18 protein-coding genes and 2 pseudogenes are annotated in these 16092 nt (G+C 53.7%); 14 read left to right on the top strand and 6 right to left on the bottom strand.

Going from position 1 to position 16092, the window contains the following annotated elements; genetic code table 11:
* Window positions 1-79: 79 nt before the first annotated feature.
* The 3 genes from H4684_RS10645 to H4684_RS10635 form a co-directional block, all read right to left on the bottom strand.
* Complete coding sequence (locus H4684_RS10645) at window positions 80-394, bottom strand: hypothetical protein (RefSeq protein ID WP_225940366.1); 315 nt, start codon at window positions 392-394, stop codon at window positions 80-82.
* Between the two features lie 32 nt (window positions 395-426).
* Entirely contained in the window at window positions 427-1326 is a 900-nt protein-coding gene (locus H4684_RS10640) for a LysR family transcriptional regulator (protein WP_192623709.1), read from the bottom strand.
* 692 nt (window positions 1327-2018) lie between these two features.
* Entirely contained in the window at window positions 2019-2411 is a 393-nt protein-coding gene (locus H4684_RS10635) for a transposase (RefSeq protein ID WP_192623708.1), read from the bottom strand.
* A gap of 213 nt (window positions 2412-2624) precedes the next feature.
* On the opposite strand from H4684_RS10635, the gene H4684_RS10630 reads away from it, so the two are divergent.
* From H4684_RS10630 to H4684_RS21140, 14 genes and pseudogenes are all read left to right on the top strand, one after another.
* Window positions 2625-3638 (top strand): L-threonylcarbamoyladenylate synthase, encoded by a 1014-nt coding sequence (locus tag H4684_RS10630; RefSeq protein ID WP_225940365.1) that lies wholly within the window; start codon window positions 2625-2627, stop codon window positions 3636-3638.
* 544 nt (window positions 3639-4182) lie between these two features.
* Window positions 4183-5124, top strand: coding sequence for a sodium-dependent bicarbonate transport family permease (locus H4684_RS10625; protein WP_192623707.1), 942 nt, complete (start codon window positions 4183-4185; stop codon window positions 5122-5124).
* Between the two features lies 1 nt (window position 5125).
* Window positions 5126-5458: a P-II family nitrogen regulator gene (locus tag H4684_RS10620; RefSeq protein ID WP_192623706.1), complete on the top strand. Its 333-nt coding sequence runs from the start codon at window positions 5126-5128 to the stop codon at window positions 5456-5458.
* Between the two features lie 181 nt (window positions 5459-5639).
* The gene (locus H4684_RS10615; protein ID WP_192623705.1) at window positions 5640-6227 is read left to right on the top strand and encodes a carbon monoxide dehydrogenase beta subunit family protein; all 588 of its coding nucleotides are present in this window, start codon (window positions 5640-5642) and stop codon (window positions 6225-6227) included.
* Window positions 6220-7362 carry a transketolase C-terminal domain-containing protein gene (locus tag H4684_RS10610; RefSeq protein WP_192623704.1) on the top strand — a complete coding sequence of 381 codons (1143 nt, stop codon included), beginning with the start codon at window positions 6220-6222 and terminating at the stop codon, window positions 7360-7362. Before H4684_RS10615 ends, H4684_RS10610 begins: the two co-directional genes overlap by 8 nt.
* Entirely contained in the window at window positions 7359-8213 is an 855-nt protein-coding gene (locus tag H4684_RS10605; protein ID WP_192623703.1) for a thiamine pyrophosphate-dependent enzyme, read from the top strand. The genes H4684_RS10610 and H4684_RS10605 overlap by 4 nt, the downstream gene beginning before the upstream one ends.
* Window positions 8210-8887, top strand: a complete 678-nt coding sequence (locus tag H4684_RS10600) for a 2-oxoacid:acceptor oxidoreductase family protein (RefSeq protein ID WP_192623702.1) — start codon at window positions 8210-8212, stop codon at window positions 8885-8887. Before H4684_RS10605 ends, H4684_RS10600 begins: the two co-directional genes overlap by 4 nt.
* Before the next feature lie 17 nt (window positions 8888-8904).
* The gene (locus H4684_RS21255) at window positions 8905-9093 is read left to right on the top strand and encodes a 4Fe-4S binding protein (protein ID WP_192623701.1); all 189 of its coding nucleotides are present in this window, start codon (window positions 8905-8907) and stop codon (window positions 9091-9093) included.
* A 687-nt stretch (window positions 9094-9780) separates the two neighbouring features.
* Window positions 9781-9996 (top strand): transposase, encoded by a 216-nt coding sequence (locus tag H4684_RS20985; RefSeq protein ID WP_264080948.1) that lies wholly within the window; start codon window positions 9781-9783, stop codon window positions 9994-9996.
* A 41-nt stretch (window positions 9997-10037) separates the two neighbouring features.
* Window positions 10038-10202, top strand: a pseudogene (locus H4684_RS20980) (DesA/ISL3 alpha bundle tail domain-containing protein); the annotation flags it as partial.
* Between the two features lie 35 nt (window positions 10203-10237).
* Window positions 10238-11410, top strand: coding sequence for a transketolase C-terminal domain-containing protein (locus H4684_RS10580; RefSeq protein WP_225940364.1), 1173 nt, complete (start codon window positions 10238-10240; stop codon window positions 11408-11410).
* A gap of 3 nt (window positions 11411-11413) precedes the next feature.
* Window positions 11414-12262: a thiamine pyrophosphate-dependent enzyme gene (locus tag H4684_RS10575; protein ID WP_192623698.1), complete on the top strand. Its 849-nt coding sequence runs from the start codon at window positions 11414-11416 to the stop codon at window positions 12260-12262.
* Window positions 12263-12954: 692 nt separating this feature from the next.
* Window positions 12955-13281 (top strand): annotated as a pseudogene (locus H4684_RS20640) (IS3 family transposase); the annotation flags it as partial.
* A gap of 48 nt (window positions 13282-13329) precedes the next feature.
* Entirely contained in the window at window positions 13330-14172 is an 843-nt protein-coding gene (locus H4684_RS21140; RefSeq protein WP_318779632.1) for a DUF6671 family protein, read from the top strand.
* On the opposite strand, the gene H4684_RS10565 is transcribed toward H4684_RS21140, so the two are convergent.
* The 3 genes from H4684_RS10565 to H4684_RS10555 are packed head-to-tail and all read right to left on the bottom strand — an operon-like array spanning window position 14157 to window position 16092.
* Window positions 14157-14792 (bottom strand): gamma-glutamylcyclotransferase family protein, encoded by a 636-nt coding sequence (locus H4684_RS10565; RefSeq protein WP_225940363.1) that lies wholly within the window; start codon window positions 14790-14792, stop codon window positions 14157-14159. The two genes, H4684_RS21140 and H4684_RS10565, sit on opposite strands and share 16 nt — an antisense overlap.
* Window positions 14789-15586, bottom strand: coding sequence for a glucosamine 6-phosphate synthetase (locus tag H4684_RS10560; protein ID WP_192623696.1), 798 nt, complete (start codon window positions 15584-15586; stop codon window positions 14789-14791). The genes H4684_RS10565 and H4684_RS10560 overlap by 4 nt, the downstream gene beginning before the upstream one ends.
* Complete coding sequence (locus tag H4684_RS10555; protein WP_192623695.1) at window positions 15571-16092, bottom strand: DUF5049 domain-containing protein; 522 nt, start codon at window positions 16090-16092, stop codon at window positions 15571-15573. The genes H4684_RS10560 and H4684_RS10555 overlap by 16 nt, the downstream gene beginning before the upstream one ends.

Raw genomic sequence — 16092 nt, 5'->3', positions numbered from 1 at the left:
AAGCAAGTTCAATATACCGATATCATTGATTTATTTCAAGTGCAAAATGTTTCAAAACTGTATATTCAATGCAACTTTTTCACGGATTTAGGTATATCCTCAACAATGTTCGCCATTCGTCCCAGGAAAGCAGTTCAACAGACAACAAAAAACCGAATGCTAAAACGCATCCACCGATGCCGCACCAGAAATCGCCCCAGCTCCAGTGCCCTTTACTCCAGACATCCAGCGACTCCTTGACAACAGTGACGATCAAACCCGAGAGCAAAAGCGGCTGCCAATACACACCACAAAGCGTCAAAACAAATCCCCAGAAAAAATGCAGCTGGAGATCCCATCTGAAAAAATTCACGATCAATTCGCCGTAATAGCGATACCTTTCCAACAACGTCATATGCACGCCTCTCTCATGTCTATTCTAAGAGTTCACCTTGATTGAAACAGACTTGTTCTGGCCAGATTTATGACCGCCAGGACAGCGGGGTGTTTCAAACGACGCTCAGGGGAAATAGCGAAAAAATTAAGATCTTTTTCTTCAGAACAACCAATAGCCACAACTGCATATTGTTTGACAACCTCGTCGGCCATAACCGACGGAACAGGGAAAAACCCCAACCCCCTTTGGCCGAAGGCTTTAAGGAGAGTTGTGTCATCAAATTCGGCGACAATCTTCGGCAGGAGATTTTTTCTTGATAGCCACCGATTAACGGCACTCCGCAAGGAGGTGCCCGCTGACGGCATCAACATTGGGGCTTTCTGAAGCAAGTTGGGAAAACTTTCCTTAAAATGGCCTAACAAGATAGGACTTGCACAAAAAGTTACTCCAGATTGTCCGAGTTCATGATTATATGCTTTAATAGCCATCTCTTTGGGCAAGGCACGGTCGGCGATCACCAAATCTAACTTGTGAGTGGAGAGATCCCCAAAAAGTCGTTCAGGCTTGTCATTATGGCAGACCAGACAAATTGGTTCTGCAAGTGTTAATGTCACACTGAGGAGTTGGGAAGCCATTGACTTGGGGACTGCATCGACGATTCCGACACGAAACAACGCACCTTCGGTTAAAGCAGAGGCTTTAATCAACAGCTCGAGTTCACTGCCAATTTGGAAGATGTCATCCGCACGCGACAATGCTACTTTACCAGCCGGAGTGAGTTCCAGACGCCTACCAACCCGTCTGAAGAGAAGGACTCCCAAGGATTTTTCCAAGTTAGCAACTTGCTGGCTGACAGTCTGTGGCATTACATGGAGACTCTCTGCAGCGCGAAGCACTCCCCCTAATTTGGCAACGTTCAAAAAATAGTAAAGCTGTTTATAGTTTAACATGAAGTCCCCTTTGTGATATCAGTTTTTTTGGAAGAAGTATTAAGTTTAATCCGACTTTTTTTTTTAATGACAACGTTTTAAAAGGCTAATTAGTCGATCATGAAAAATTGTTAAAACGCCACGTCAGGCACAGACCTGTACGGGCTAAACATTGGGTCGAAGTATGTGCCCAAGGAATTTGAGGCACAAAAAACACAGAATCCGGATGAACTTCCGGAAATTGAACGCAGCACAGGCCATGAACAGATTCACGGAGTCGCCGACCTGGCCTTTCGAGGATCAAGTTGATCGAGCAGATCCGGGCATAGGAAACTGCGCTGGTGGCCCGATTTTTTGGGCTGCATCGTTGATAACCTCGGAGTGATTTCGACCAGAAAAATGCATTTCGCACTGCATTACTGGTTATTCAAAATACGTTATTTCTGAGTATATTTCAATTAATTTCAGCACATTGTCATATTTTCAGGGCCGACTAATTAAGCGAAATACGTCTGCTCATTTTTCACCTGCTGGATCAGAGAACCACGCGATTTTCGGTCTGAAAATTTTTAATTGAAGAGCAATTATCGCCTCAAAAATTCCGAGAACTGACTTTTTGCAGTTTTCAAACGCACTAATACTAGGAATGTAGCCTAATGGCCCTTTCGTTACGCCGTATTGAGACAATAAAACAGGTCAGAGGCCACCTTAAATCATGCCTTCGGGCAGGAGACATGCAGGATTACCTTGCGTGCATAGTGGGTAATCCGGGCGCAAATGCTCATCATGCTCCGCATGACCGTCTTGGTTCTTCGACGATTGGCTTTTTTCAGCCCCTGCATCCGAGCCACAACCAAGTCAACGGAGGCTACCCGAAGCATGTTGTAGGCCAGCATGCCCAAGCGCAGAAAGGTTGCATTCACGCAAAACTTGCCCGACGGTGGGCGCTCCATGGCCATCTCGGTTTTGAATGCCCCGTGATGCTGCTCGCTGGTACTCCGATTGCGATACAGCGTCAAAGCTTGGCCGGCATCAAATTCCAGGTTGGTCCACAAAACGCAGACGCGGACCTCTGAAATCATCATGAACACACCGTCCTTGCTCAATACTTCCGTGACCTCGAAAATCTGGCGGACCGCCCTGCGAACCCCTGTCGCACCCAATGGGTGCAAAAACTCATTCTGGAAAAGCAAGTTAAAAATGCCTGTATCACTGATTTATTTCAAGAGAAAATGTTTCGATACGGTATATTCAATGCAACTTTTTCACGAATTTAGGCTAACTGTTTAAGGCTCAAAAAAATATAAGGAGACATAAATTTGAACTATTTGTCGTTATATAGTGAGCGAAATGTGTTTCAGGAAGCAATATCTACTGCGGTTGAAACGCTATTGCGCGGCGGCTTGATATCATTTCCAACTGAGACAGTATATGGATTGGGTGCTGACGCTTGCAATTTTAATGCTGTTAGTCGTGTATTTCTTGTTAAGGGACGTCCATTAGGTCATCCGCTGATTGTGCACTTGGCTGGTGAGGCTGATGTCGAACGTTGGTCAAAAAAAGTTTCTGGTGTTGCATTGCGAATAATTCAACATTTTTGGCCGGGACCACTGACGCTGATCCTCAAACGTCACCCCAAGGTTTTGGATATTGTAACCGGAGGGCAAGATACCGTGGGTTTAAGATGCCCGGCTCACCCTGCTGCCCTGGCACTGTTGCAAGCATTTGGTGAAGGGATAGTGGCTCCTTCTGCTAACCGGTTTGGTCGTCTGAGCCCAACGTGTGTCGCAGATGTGGTGGCGGAACTCGGGGGAGCCATCGACAGCCATATTGATGGCGGCGCGTGTCAGATTGGTATCGAATCAACCATACTTGACCTCAGCGGTGGAAACCCACGCATATTGAGGCCTGGTGCGGTTACCGCGTTGGCAATAGCGGAGGTTTTGGGGGAAATTCCTAAGAGGGCCTCTGCATCTTCGCTGCGGTCTCCTGGATTGTCGCCGTACCATTATGCTCCATTGTCACCTCTTCGATTGGTTGAAGACGATAGCCTTGAAAACATCGCTCTGTATTATTTGAAGAAAGGTTGGGGAGTTTCCGTATTGTCCAAGCGTCAACCCAAAGAAAACTTGGTCGGCGTACGTTGGTGCCAGATGCCGACTGCGCCGACTTCTTATGCTCGCAGACTTTATGCACAACTGCGTGCCGTTGACACAGGCGCCCGGCAGTACATCTTGGTTGGATGCCCGCCAGCCTCTTCGGAATGGGAGGCAGTAATTGACCGTTTAGATCGCGCATCTGCTGGCAGCAGCGTTAGGGAGGTCGCATTGTGATCTGTCTTACTCTAGTGAATTCCATCGAAGATATTGCTCGCGCCGGTAGAGAAATAGAAAATCTTCTCTCCATGCGCTGTAAAAAGCGGCAAGAAAATTTGTTACAGCATCACTTGGGCATTTGGGTTCATCGGCGAATGACTGTACAGCCTCCCTCCTGTCTTGTTCGGACGACCACCTCAGGGGTTGTCTGTAGATACAAACTTGTACAGACCGCCTCATTGCTCGGCATATGGACTCTTTGCTGGTTGGAACCCGTACCGCCAGCGCCATCTCCTCCGTCGCAACAGGAACTTTTCAATTGTCTACGCGCAACAGCAGGAGAAGACGCTGAAAACGGGCTATATCTCCCTTTATACACTTCTGGCTTAAATTTGGCCGAAGCTTTGACGTTGCGTAACACTAACCCTAAAAGTGTCCATCCTCCGCTATTTTGGGATTCCGAAAAGAGCAGGTTTTCGCGAGTGAGGCTGGTGAGACAGACTCCCCGCAGCGAAAAACAGTCTGGCTGAACCCTCTCGATCAACCCGACGAAGGAATTGAAATGGACGTAATTATACTATTTTTCTTATTTGGACTTGCGGCTGGACTGCTGCGCTCGGAGTTGCGTTTCCCAGCCGCCCTCTATGATTTCCTCAGCATTGTTTTATTGCTGGCTATCGGGCTCAAGGGGGGGGTCGAGCTGGCCAAGCAGCCGTTTGCCGACTTGCTGCCTCAGATACTGGTCGTGATCGCCATGGGTCTCACCCTCCCGATGATAGCCTATCCTGTTTTACGTTACGTCGGCAAATTCAAACGGGCCGATTCCGCGTCGATAGCCGCCCACTATGGTTCTGTGAGTGTCGGCACCTATGCCGTGGCGATCGCGTATCTGGGTAGCCGTCACGTCGAGTTTGAAGCGCACATGCCGCTGCTGCTGGTGGTGCTCGAAGTCCCCGCCATCCTCGTCGGCATCATACTGGCCCGCGGCGTTGACCGGCAAACCCAATGGGGGAAGGTCGCCCATGAGGTTTTTTTAGGAAAAGGGGTCGTTCTGCTGCTTGGTGGCGTGCTGATTGGCTGGCTTGCTGGCCCTGAAGGCACGGCTCCGATCAGGCCGCTGTTTTTTGATCTTTTCAAAGGGGTACTGGCATTATTTCTACTTGAAATGGGGCTTCTGACAGCCGTCCAGTTTGGCAGTCTTCGGCGGTATGGGCTGTTTCTGCTCGGTTTCGGCGTGGTCATGCCGTTGTTTTCGGGGGTAGTGGGCACTTTGCTGGGCTATCTGCTCGGGCTGTCGGTGGGCGGCACGACCATGCTGGCCATCCTTGGCGCTAGCGCCTCCTACATCGCCGTGCCGGCAGCCATGCGGATATCTGTCCCCGAAGCCAATCCCACCCTGTCTCTGGCAGCTTCACTGGGGGTAACCTTCCCCTTCAACGTCCTGTTCGGCATACCGATCTACCACCTGCTGGCCATACAAGCTCACAATCTGCTGGGAGGATAAGATGACATCCCGTTCGCGCAAACTGTTGACCATCTTTACTGAAGCCGCGTTGGAAAACACCATCATCCGCGATATCGAGCGACTTGGAGCATCGGGCTACACGATTTCTGAAGCCCGAGGCAAAGGGACTCGGGGTGCTCGAAATGCCCGTTGGGAGGCAAACAGCAACATCCGCGTGGAGATCATCTGTGATGACGAAGCGGCTGAAACCATAGCCGTTTTTCTTCAGGAGCAATACTACGACAACTACGCCATGACCATTATTATGGTGGATGTTACTGTTCTGCGCCCGGCAAATTTTCTATCAACCCAGTCAAAAAATAAGTGGGGTTGATCGATCAGATTTGTGTAGTGTCCCTCGGTGCTAATCTCGGAGTGATTTCGACAACAATGCATTTTTTGCTGCATTACTGGTTGTTTGAAATACAAGATATTTTCGATTAAATTTCAATTAATTTTTGGCATATTGCTCTAATTTCAGGGTTGACAAACAACGCTAACACGGGAGGATTTGCATGAAAACAGCAACGTACAAAGTGGTTGTTGGACCGGAGGGGTATTTACCACCAGCGGCCGCAACGAGGGGAGTGACGCTTCCCGACACCGGTCAGGCAATTATGGAAGGGGCGTTGGTTGACGTCGATGCCGCCATGTCAGCAATTGCACAAAAGTTGGTTTCGGCTAAAAATCCGGTCTTTTTTCCAGGTCCCCTGATTCTTTGGGACTGGAAGCCAGGAGTGGCGGAGAAGGCGATAGCCCTTAAAAGCCTGGCAGAGGTGGTAGGCGCCAAAATCATTCCGATGCCTGATTACCGGCCGAAGTACCCGATGATCAATCCAGCCATCGAGGTCAATCCGAACCACCCAAACCTGACCATCTGGCACAATAAGATCGACGTCTGTCTTTTTATTGGCGTCCACTGTCACTACGCGAATGTGGCGCTGAAAATCATCCGTGGCGGTACCGACTGCTACACGGTCGCCCTGTGCGCGGAAGCGGGCCATGAAGATGCGATGATTTCTCTGCGGGATAGCGGGATCTGCGAACTGCAGCGCTTGAGAGAATTGGTGAACGAACTGAAGGCAGGACGAGCAAATGATTGAACAAAAAATAGTTGATCCTGATTTCCTGTTTTTTGAAGCGCTGCGAACCAGCGAGTACATCACTGGCAGCGAGGCTGTGCGAGAGGCCATAAAGCGCGCCAATTTGGATATGGCCATCGCCTATCCAATTACCCCTCAGTCTGAAAGCATGCATCTTGTCGGCGATCTCTATGCCGAAGGTTATGTGAAAGAATATTATCGAGGGGAGAATGAATTTGCCGTCATGTCGGCGGTGGCTGGAGCCTCCATGGGCGGCGCAAGGGTCTTCACCGCCACCGGAGGTCCCGGCACAATGCGGGCCTTTGAAATGTTTCCCACTTGGTCCGGCGCCCGCTTGCCAATTGTCTGCGCCTTTATGACTCGGGGAATCAATTCGCCGCTGACTATTCAGCCGGACAACATTGAAATGGCTTTTCTGCTGGAGACCGGCATGATCATGCTACATGCGGAAGGCTCTCAAGATTTGCACGATATGATTCTGATGGCGTTCATGGTCGCGGAAAAAACCGATGTGCATATTCCGGTGGGAGTATTCGTTGACGGCTTTTTCGTGACCCACACCCGAACAAACGTGAACCTTTTCCCCGAAGACTGCAAGCTTCCCACATACAATCCTTACGATTCTCCAGTTCCAGTAATGGACATGGAAAATGTTCCGATACGGCAGATGCGAGATCCTTTTGTCATGAAGAGCAATTTCATCAGTTATGCCGCCCATGCTTCATGGCAGCAAGAAGTTGACGCGGCAATGGAACGTTCACGCAAGTATCTGCTTCACTACCTAGGCGGCCTGATTGAGACTGAACACGAGGATGCCGACATTCTCGTCGTGGCCTCCGGTACCGCCGTCAGTCAGAGCCGTGAGGCCATTCGTGTCGCCCGAGATGAAGGAATTCATGTCGGCCTAATCAAGATCAAAAGCATCCGGCCCTTTCCGCGCGAGGAACTCCGGGCACTGACTTCTCGGGCCCAAGCTGTCGTTGTGCCGGAATTTAATCGGACGGGGTGGCTTGCCAGGGAGTTATGTAACGTCATCAATGAGCCCCGCAAGGTGGTTCAAGGACCTAGGGTCTTTGGTGGAATGACCATGCCGCCGGAGCTGATTCTCGAAGAAATAAGAAGGAGTACTCGATGAAGACCGGAATGCTGAGAATATCGCCTGGATTCGATGACATCATGCCTTCGGAATACCGGGAGCTAGTTGATAATGGTCCGTACGGGCAAGGTTACGCCATCAAGGATCTTGGTTCTTTTAAAGAGTTGTTGGAAGAGCATCCCCTTTGCGCTGGATGCGGCTTAGCCCTTGCACTAAGGCTGACCCTGGCATCGCTGCCCGCGCCAGAAGACACAGTTGTGGTCGGCTCTACTGGTTGCAGCGCGCTTGCATTCCCGCAGGTCGCGCTTCATAATATTCATTCCCTTTTCGGCAACCAGAATGCCGTGGCCACTGGTTTGAAGCGAGCGCTGAGGCTGAGATTTCCGGACAAAGTAAAGGATGTGGTGGTTATTGCCGGAGACGGCGCCATCGCCGACATAGGCCTGGACATGGTCATGCAGTCCTGGCTGCGTCGCGAGAATCTCACCACCATCATGCTGGACAACGAAGCCTACGCCAACACGGGCGGCCAGGAAAGCGGCATGTCCGTGCAAGGGGCTGTACTAAACATGGCTCCCAAAGGGAAAAATTTTCCGAAACTGTCACTTCCTGAAATTGCCCAGGCCTCGGGCTGTGCATATGTGGCTTCGGTTTCGCCTGCAAAACCTAAACAACTTTCAAAGGCGGTTAGACGGGCAATTTTGGTCGCGCGAGACACCGGACCGACCTATGTGCAAATCTACAGCCCCTGCCCCACAAATTACAAGATTAATTCCAAGGAAACCATTTCGTATATCAAGTGGCGGGAGAGGGAGGGATTGTACAAGACTACGGAGTTAATATCGCAGCAAGCCCAAGCGTTTCTGGACACCATCGAGGAAAAATCATGAATTCGATAGAAAAAACTTTTATCCGTATGTCTGGCCTCGGAGGGCAGGGCGTGGTGACAGCAGCTCACATTCTGGGAAGTGCTGCTAATAAGGACGGCCTGGAAAGTGCAGTAAATCCTTTTTTTGGCGCAGAAAAGCGGCTGGCGCCTGCGGAAAGTTATGTCCGCATCTCTTCAGAGAAAATTTTTGAAAAAGGAGAGATTTTATATCCTAACATCATTATGATCTTCCATTCCCACGTCATAACTCTGGGTAAATGCTACACCATGCCTTTTTTCGATGGGATCCAAGAAGACGGTTCGATCCTGATCAACGCCGATTTGCCTCTTGCCATCGCTGACGAGGATCTCGAACGCCTGGCAAAGCTTAACGCAAAGATTTACTATGTGCCGGCGACGACAATTGCCAAACAAATTGCCGGATCTGAACTGTCAACCAACATCGCCATGCTCGGTGCTCTCTATGGGATACGGAAGCTGACCACAATGGAGGCGCTACAGGTCGCCATTCAAGAGCGTTTTGGGGGCGGAAAATTTGTCGCTTCCGGTACCACAGCAGTCCTCGACGACGCAGTTAAGAGCAAATTCGCCAAGATCAGTCAGATGATAGAGAAAAATAATGAGTTAATCACTGCCGCCGGGGCCGCACTGTCTGAATTCTCTTTATTAAAATAATAAAAGGAGGAATTAAGATGTATTTTTCAGCCAGAGTTGACAATGACAGATGTATAGGGTGCAAACTTTGCATTACAGCCTGTCCAGAACCCAACGTCATCGCATTCCTGCCTGAGCAGAAGCTAGTAGTAGTTAAAGAGAGTCGCTGCAAGGGCTGCGGTCTTTGCGTTACTGTTTGCCAGAAGGAGGCCCTTGAAGTCACCTAGCCAGGTCGAGTTCCTTAGTATTATTGTGGTTCCTCTGGCTGGATCGTACTTTTGACAAAAAGAAAGGACATGGGGTTCATTGAGTTTTCACGCCAATGAAAACCAAGAGGATGAACCGCCATGTCCACTAACTTCTTTTACCATGCGTTCGGGCTGTCTGGCTATGACTACGGTCGGCAGGAATTCGTAGGGGGAAGCGTTCTCCTGCATGTGCGACCCAAAAGTAAGTTGATCCGCAGCCCACTGCCGAAGCCGCGATGTCCTCCATCGTGGCGTGTCAAAGCGATGGCTGCGTAAGGTGCCCGTTGGCTTCAAGCCTGCTTGGCTGGTCGTCGAGGTGCCACGGATTGGGTGTGCGTCACGTGGACTTGTCCGTCGGACCGAGTTGCGTATTGCCGAGCCACGGCGACGGCACGCCAAGGCGTTCGCACGCTTTGTCCTGGCGCGGACCTCGGCTTGCCGAAATGCCTGTGCAGATGCCGTCACATCCCAGCCGCCGCCCAACAGCGTGGCAACGTCCAGCATCGTCATCGCCGAGCTTGACCGGTCTTGAGTACTTCGCCATTGACGAGATCAGTGTCCACAAAGGTCACAAGCACCTGACCCTGGCGATAAATCTGCGCAGCGGCAAGGTTGTCTTCGTGGGCGACGGCCGAGGAGCTGACTCTAAAACCGCTCTGAGAACGACTGAAACGCTCTCGGGCCAGGATACGGGTGGTGGCGACGGATATGAGCGCAGTCTATATCGGGCCCGTGGTCGAACATCAGACCGGCGTAGCAGTGGTCCTTGACTATTTCCATGTGGCGAAGCTGATGAACGACACGCTCACGGAGGTGCTGCGCAAGCACCACCGCGAGCTGCAGGACACGACGGGTAAGAGCGTGCTCAAAGGCAGCTGCTGAATAATCCGGAAAGCCTCAATCCCTAGCGGCAGGAGCACGAGCGATTGCAAGAGGCGCTGGCGGCTAATGAGCCGCTGGCCAAAGCCTACGACCTCAAAGAGGAACTGCGCCAGATCTGGAAGCAGCCGAGCAAGGCCGCTGCGACCGAGCATCGCGAGCAGTGGATGCGTAGCGCCCTGGCTTCAGATGTGGGGCCGTTGGTGTAGATGGGCAAGACCATGACCATGTCAGGAGGTTTATTTTGTGTGCATGCAAAAAGAAAGATGACGATCCGATTGCGAAGCTGTTGTACGGTCCTCGCACAAAATCCTTTATCACCGGCAGCGAAGCCGTAGCCGAGGCGGTGAAGCGGGCGTCGATCGACATGGCGATCGCCTATCCAATTACGCCGCAGTCGGAAAGTATGCAGCTAGTGGGAGATCTTTACGCCCAGGGTTATGTTAAAGAATTCTACAGAGGTGAAAACGAGTTCGCTGTTATGGCGGCTATTCATGGCGCCGCACTTGGAGGAGGTCGAGTGTTCACCGCCACCAGTGGACCTGGCACACTGCGGGCGATGGAAATGTTTCCGGTTTGGGCCGGTTCCAGGCAGCCCATCGTCTGTGCTTTTATGTGTCGTGGCGTCTCTCTCCCTCCCTCGATTCAACCTGAAAATATCGAGATGGGGATGTTGCTGGATACCGGTATGTTGATGTTTCACGCCGAGAATAGCCAGGATTTTTATGATATGATCCTTCAGGCCTACCTGGTGGCGGAACAGCCCGAGGTACACCTACCTGCGGGTATTTTCGTGGACGGTTTTTTTGTCACGCACTCCAGGGAAGAAGTGTTGCTTCCGCCACCTAACACCACCCTTCCTCCCTATGACGCAGGCCTTGCGCCGGTGCCTGCGTTCGATATGGAAACCCCTCCGATGCGCATCACTCGCGACCCATTGCTCATCAAAAGTAACTTTATCAGCGGTTCGGCCAATGCCAGCTGGCATCAGGAGGTGCTGGCCGCTGCGGAGCGTGCCCGCAGGCACATTGAACGCTTCATGGGCGGGCTGTTGGAGACCGAAAACGTGAACGCAGAAATAATGCTCATCGCCTCCGGCACCGCTGCCTCCCAGTCCCGCGAAGCGTTGCGTCTGCTGCGGAGTGAAGGGATTGATGCTGGGCTGATCAAAATCAAAGCGATTCGCCCTTTTCCCGAAGAGGAATTACAAATGTTTCTCGAAAAGACTAAGATCATCGTTGTGCCTGAATTCAACGCTGGGGGCTGGCTGGCACGCGAAGTCAAGGCGACCCTCGACCGCAACCGGCGCGTCATAGGTGCGCCTCGGGTTTTTGGCGGAATGAGCATGCCTCCTGGGCTGATTGTTGATGAAGTTAAAAAGGCCATAAAGGCCGGATACCTCCGGGGAGGAAATTGAACCGTGTCGAAAAAAATCATCACTCCCGTATCGGCTCTGGCAGACATTCTGCCCAAAGATTACCAGGATTTGGTTACTGAAGGCCCCCACGGTAAATCTTTGGGAATCCAGAACCTGGGAACATTCAAGGAGATTACCGAAGAGCACCCACACTGTGCCGGATGCGGCGTTTCTCTCGGAGTGCGTCTTGTTTTGGCGGCGCTTCCGGCTCCCGAGGATACGTTGATTGTCGGAACTCCGGGTTGCTCTTTCTTTGCCTTGTCACAAACGTCGCTGAATTACGCAACATCCGCCTTTGGCAATCAAAACGCTGTCGCCTCGGGGCTGAAAAGAATGCTCAAGATTCGCTACCCGGAACAGATCAAAGACGTAGTGGTAATGGTTGGTGACGGCGGCATTGCCGATATCGGCCTGGACTTGACCCTGCACTCCTGGTTTCGAGGCGAAAACATAACCACCATTATGCTCGACAATGAAGTTTACGGCAATACCGGCGGACAAGAAAGTGGCATGTCGTCCCAAGGGCGAGTGCTGTCCATGGCTCCCAAGGGAAAAAACTTCCCCAAGGTCCCTGTTTTTGAATTGGCTCGGACATCAGGTTGCGTCTACGGTTCGAAAGTGACCGTCGCCGACCCTAAACGAATCGGCCAGTCGGTTGTCAAAGCCATCCTAATCGCAAGAAAGCTTGGGCCGACCTATGTGCAAATATATACCCCCTGTCCGACAAATTTGAAATTCAATCCTTCCGAGACCATCAGTATCGCTTGGAAAGCCCAAAAGGACCATTATGCCTTTGAAGAATTTATAACTGAAGAAGCTGCCGAGTTGATGGCTGCAAGGGCCGCTACATAGAGAATCCATAAGGCGGCAAACACGAAATAGCTCAATATACGGAAATAAATCATGTGTTCACTTGGCCCTGACGTGGCATGACAGCCATGAGGCGATGTCCTGCCACGGAGCGGCATGGGTGAACGAGTAGCTGAGACGCACCGACGGCAACGACAAAGACTTGGGTTTTGCTGACGATTCCGGTTAGGGGATCGATAATCTCCATGGTCGGGCCAGCGAAGTCCACAAAGGTCTTCTCGCCTGCCTTGTGCTCGACACGTGTGACGACCGTTTACCGCCAGCCCCGGCTCGATAGAGCTGACAGAACCACGAGAGCTGTACCCGTCGGGGTGCTCCTGATGGTATTCGAGCCGGAGGATCCGCAACGTCACGCCCTTGCGGGTCTGTGCATGGCGGACGTGCTACCCAGTCGGGGAGCGTTTTGCCCTTCTCGGCTTCGACAGGCAGCAGGGATCGGGGAAAGAGCAAGGCGTCGAGCGCCATCCAACGCGCCAGTGACGCAGGCATCACTTGATCTGCTGTTTCCCGATTCAGTGGGCAACTGCTCTTCCATCTGCTGTCAAGGCACTACAAGCAGACGTCGGTGACACGCCCGGAGGGGTCCAGAATTGGACGCCGATGGCCGGTCACTTTTCGATGCCGTTTTACAATCAATGATGGGATGGCCCCACCCGCCTAAAAGCGGTACATTTGCTGAGCGCAAAGCGATGATCGACCGCGAGCACGAGGTTTCAATCAAGCGGCAGGCCGAACTGGTCGGGATAAGTCGCGGTAGCGTGTACTATCAGCCTCGGCCGGTGAGCGCCGCCGACTTGGAGCTCATGCGCCGCATTGACGAGCTGCATCTTGAGCATCCGTTTATGGGTGCCCGGATGCTTCGGGATCAACTGAATCGCTCAGGTGTCGCTGTTGGGCGTAAGCATGTCGGCTCGTGGATGGCTCGCATGGGGATTGCTGCGCTGTACCGGAAGCCTGGCACCAGCAAGGAGCATCCTGGACACAAGGTATATCCCTATCTGTTTTTGCTGAGTTGGATTATTTGCGGGGAGATCGTAATAGGAGGTTGTATGTATTCAGGCGAAATTCAACGTGCAGCTTTGCTTACAAAACATGGCAAGGAGCGGGTGATTACTCCGGTGCTTGAACTAAAAATGGGCTGGCAGATTATATTGATCGATACTTTTGACACCGATCATCTCGGCACGTTCACTCGTGATATACCACGTTACGGCTCACAGTTAGATGCAGCCCGCAAAAAGGCCCGCATCGGCATGGAGCTGTCAGGCCTGCTACATGGGCTTGCTAGTGAGGGCAGATTTGGAGTCGACCCATTCATAGGGATGTTTCCATGGAACGTTGAGTGTGTGATTTACGTCAACGACCAATTCGGTTTTGAGGTCGTCGGAGTGGCGCAGGGCAAAGCGATAAGCGATCACTGTTTGGCGGAAGATTGGGCCGCAGTGGAAACATTTGCACGCGCCGTCGATTTCCCCAATCACAATCTCGTGCTCAGGCCGCAAGGCGAAGACGATCCGCGTATCCGCAAGGGAATTGCTGATTGGACGTCGCTCAAGACAGCCTACTCCTGCATGGCACGGCAGTCGGCAACCGGTCACGTGTTTCTTGAGGTGGATGCACGCGCGCATGCCAATCCCACGCGCATGGAAATGATCCGCCTCGCGGCCGAGGATCTGGTGAAGAAACTGCTGTCGCCATGCCCGGCCTGCGGCGCGCCGGGCTTCTGGCTCGTCGAGCGCGTGGGCGGCCTACCCTGCGCCGATTGCGGCGCGCCCACCCGCGAGACCCGAGCCGAGGTGCACGGTTGCGTCAAATGCTCGCATCGCTTGACCCGCGAGCGCACCGAGCTACGGTTCGCCGATCCCAGGCGTTGTGATTACTGCAATCCATGACCTGGCCTCCAAATCCACGAATGCCCAGAGGACCACTGGCCGCTAGCGACTCTTTCCGCGTAAGGCGGGCACGGCATCCAGTAGGTCCAGGCAGGAATCGAGGTGTGCCCGCACAGCACCGCCACCAACACCCGCAGGTACATGCTATGCCCGCCCGGCCGGAAGCCTTCGAGCCGGTCGACGGGCGGCATGTCGCGTTGCGGGTCGGTGAAGGTCACCAATTCCCCATGGATCAGATCCCAGTCACCGGTAGGGCGGCCGAAGCGTGGCGTGCCGATCTCCTGTTGTCTGCGGGCGTCGGCCAACGGATCGGCGGTGCCCCGGGACAGGATCAGCCCTTCCGGCACTTCCAGGGCCGGGAACCCGGCGTTGAGATGGTAGAGCCTGCCCCAGACCACGGCCGGTTCGATGCTGCGGGCCTGGGCGCAGAAGCGTTGATGGTTCCAGTAGCCCCGCTTCAGGGTGCCGTAGACGAAGAGCCGGAGGATGGTCTCGGGGCTGTCTTCCGGGTTTGTGCTGACTCGGGCCGTCCCTGGCCCTCGCCCTGCGGGCGCACTTTCAGTGCGTCCAAATTCGATGTCCTGCGGATTTGTCAGCTTCGCGGTGTCTCCAATGTTCATGCATTCACTCCTTCGGGCAATGTCCCTTTGCGTTCCTGGGGGATGAAGCGGAATTCGCTGTTATCGATGGCCCGCACATCCGCGTGGCGGATGGTGAGCATGGTCATGGGAGGCACCTCCAGTTCGCGCCAGCCCTTCTCGTTGTCCACGGCAAAGTCGATAAAGGCGTCGTCTGAGGCGTAGAGCACCACCCGATGCTGGCGGTGGATGCGCAGGCAGAGCGGCTTGTTACCCTTGAGCACGGTGATGGTGCCGGGGTCGAGCCGTGAGGCCAGCACGGCGCTCATCTGGCCGCGACAGAGGGCAAGCGCCTTCTTCAGCCCCTCCTGGTCGATGGAGCCTTCGGACGCGAAGCGGTCGGCCAGGCGGAAAATCAGTTCGCTGTCCACCTCGGCGTAGCGCGGCAGCCCGAGGCGGCGGAACAGATAATCGGCGTTGTAGATGGTGCCGTTGTGGGTGCCGATGACTATCCCGGCCCGGATGGGATGGTTGTTGCGGTTGTTGAACTCGTTGCCCCGGGTGCGCCAGCGGGTATGCCCCATGAGGATGGTGGTCTCGTTGTCGACCTGCCCGAGCAGCTCCTGGAACGGTTTCTCGTAGACCAGCTCGTGCGCCCGCATCGGCCGCTTGAAGATGCGGTGGCTGCCGTCGGTCTTGAGCCAGGCGAGACCGGAGGCGTGCGGGCCGCGCTCCTCGCTGTGCAGCAGCATGCGGATGAAGAGCTCGCGCAGGGTATCCCGCTCGTCGGGCCGTCTGCGCTTGCGGCCGAAGATGATGCCTACTTGTCCGCACATGGAGCCGGGTCCTCCTTGCCGCCGAAGTTCTTGCCGAGCGGTCTCGTCCCCTCGAGAACGAAGGCCGCGTATTCACGCCGGTGGTCCGCCAGCCACACGGCCACCTCCGGGTAGCCCATCTCGGCGGTCAGCCGGGTCACCTCGGGGTGATCGAGCATGTTGGTGCGCCCGGAGAGCCGCACCGTCTCCAGGGCTTCGAGGAAGCGTTCCGGCCAGGGATCGCTGGCCTTGTCGTCGGGGAGGAATTCGATCAGGCCGTGCCGCGCCAGACGGGTGAGAAACTCGGCGGCCGCAGCGGCGGTGTCCTCCGGCAATGGCTGGGTCGGTCCGCCTTCGATGCCTGAGAGCACCTCGGTCATGTAGTCCCGGGGCGCTCGGCTGGCGGTAAACGGTGTCTGGCCGCGCATCAGCTCGACAACTTCAAGGCAGTCGGCGGCTTGCAGGGTTTCCCCGCTGCCAGGGATCGGATCGCCGTCCAGCGTGGTGGAGCGGATCAGAATCTTCAT

This window comes from Desulfomicrobium macestii, assembly GCF_014873765.1.
In the GTDB taxonomy this organism is placed as follows: domain Bacteria; phylum Desulfobacterota; class Desulfovibrionia; order Desulfovibrionales; family Desulfomicrobiaceae; genus Desulfomicrobium; species Desulfomicrobium macestii.
This window is presented reverse-complemented; position numbering and strand designations above follow the sequence as displayed.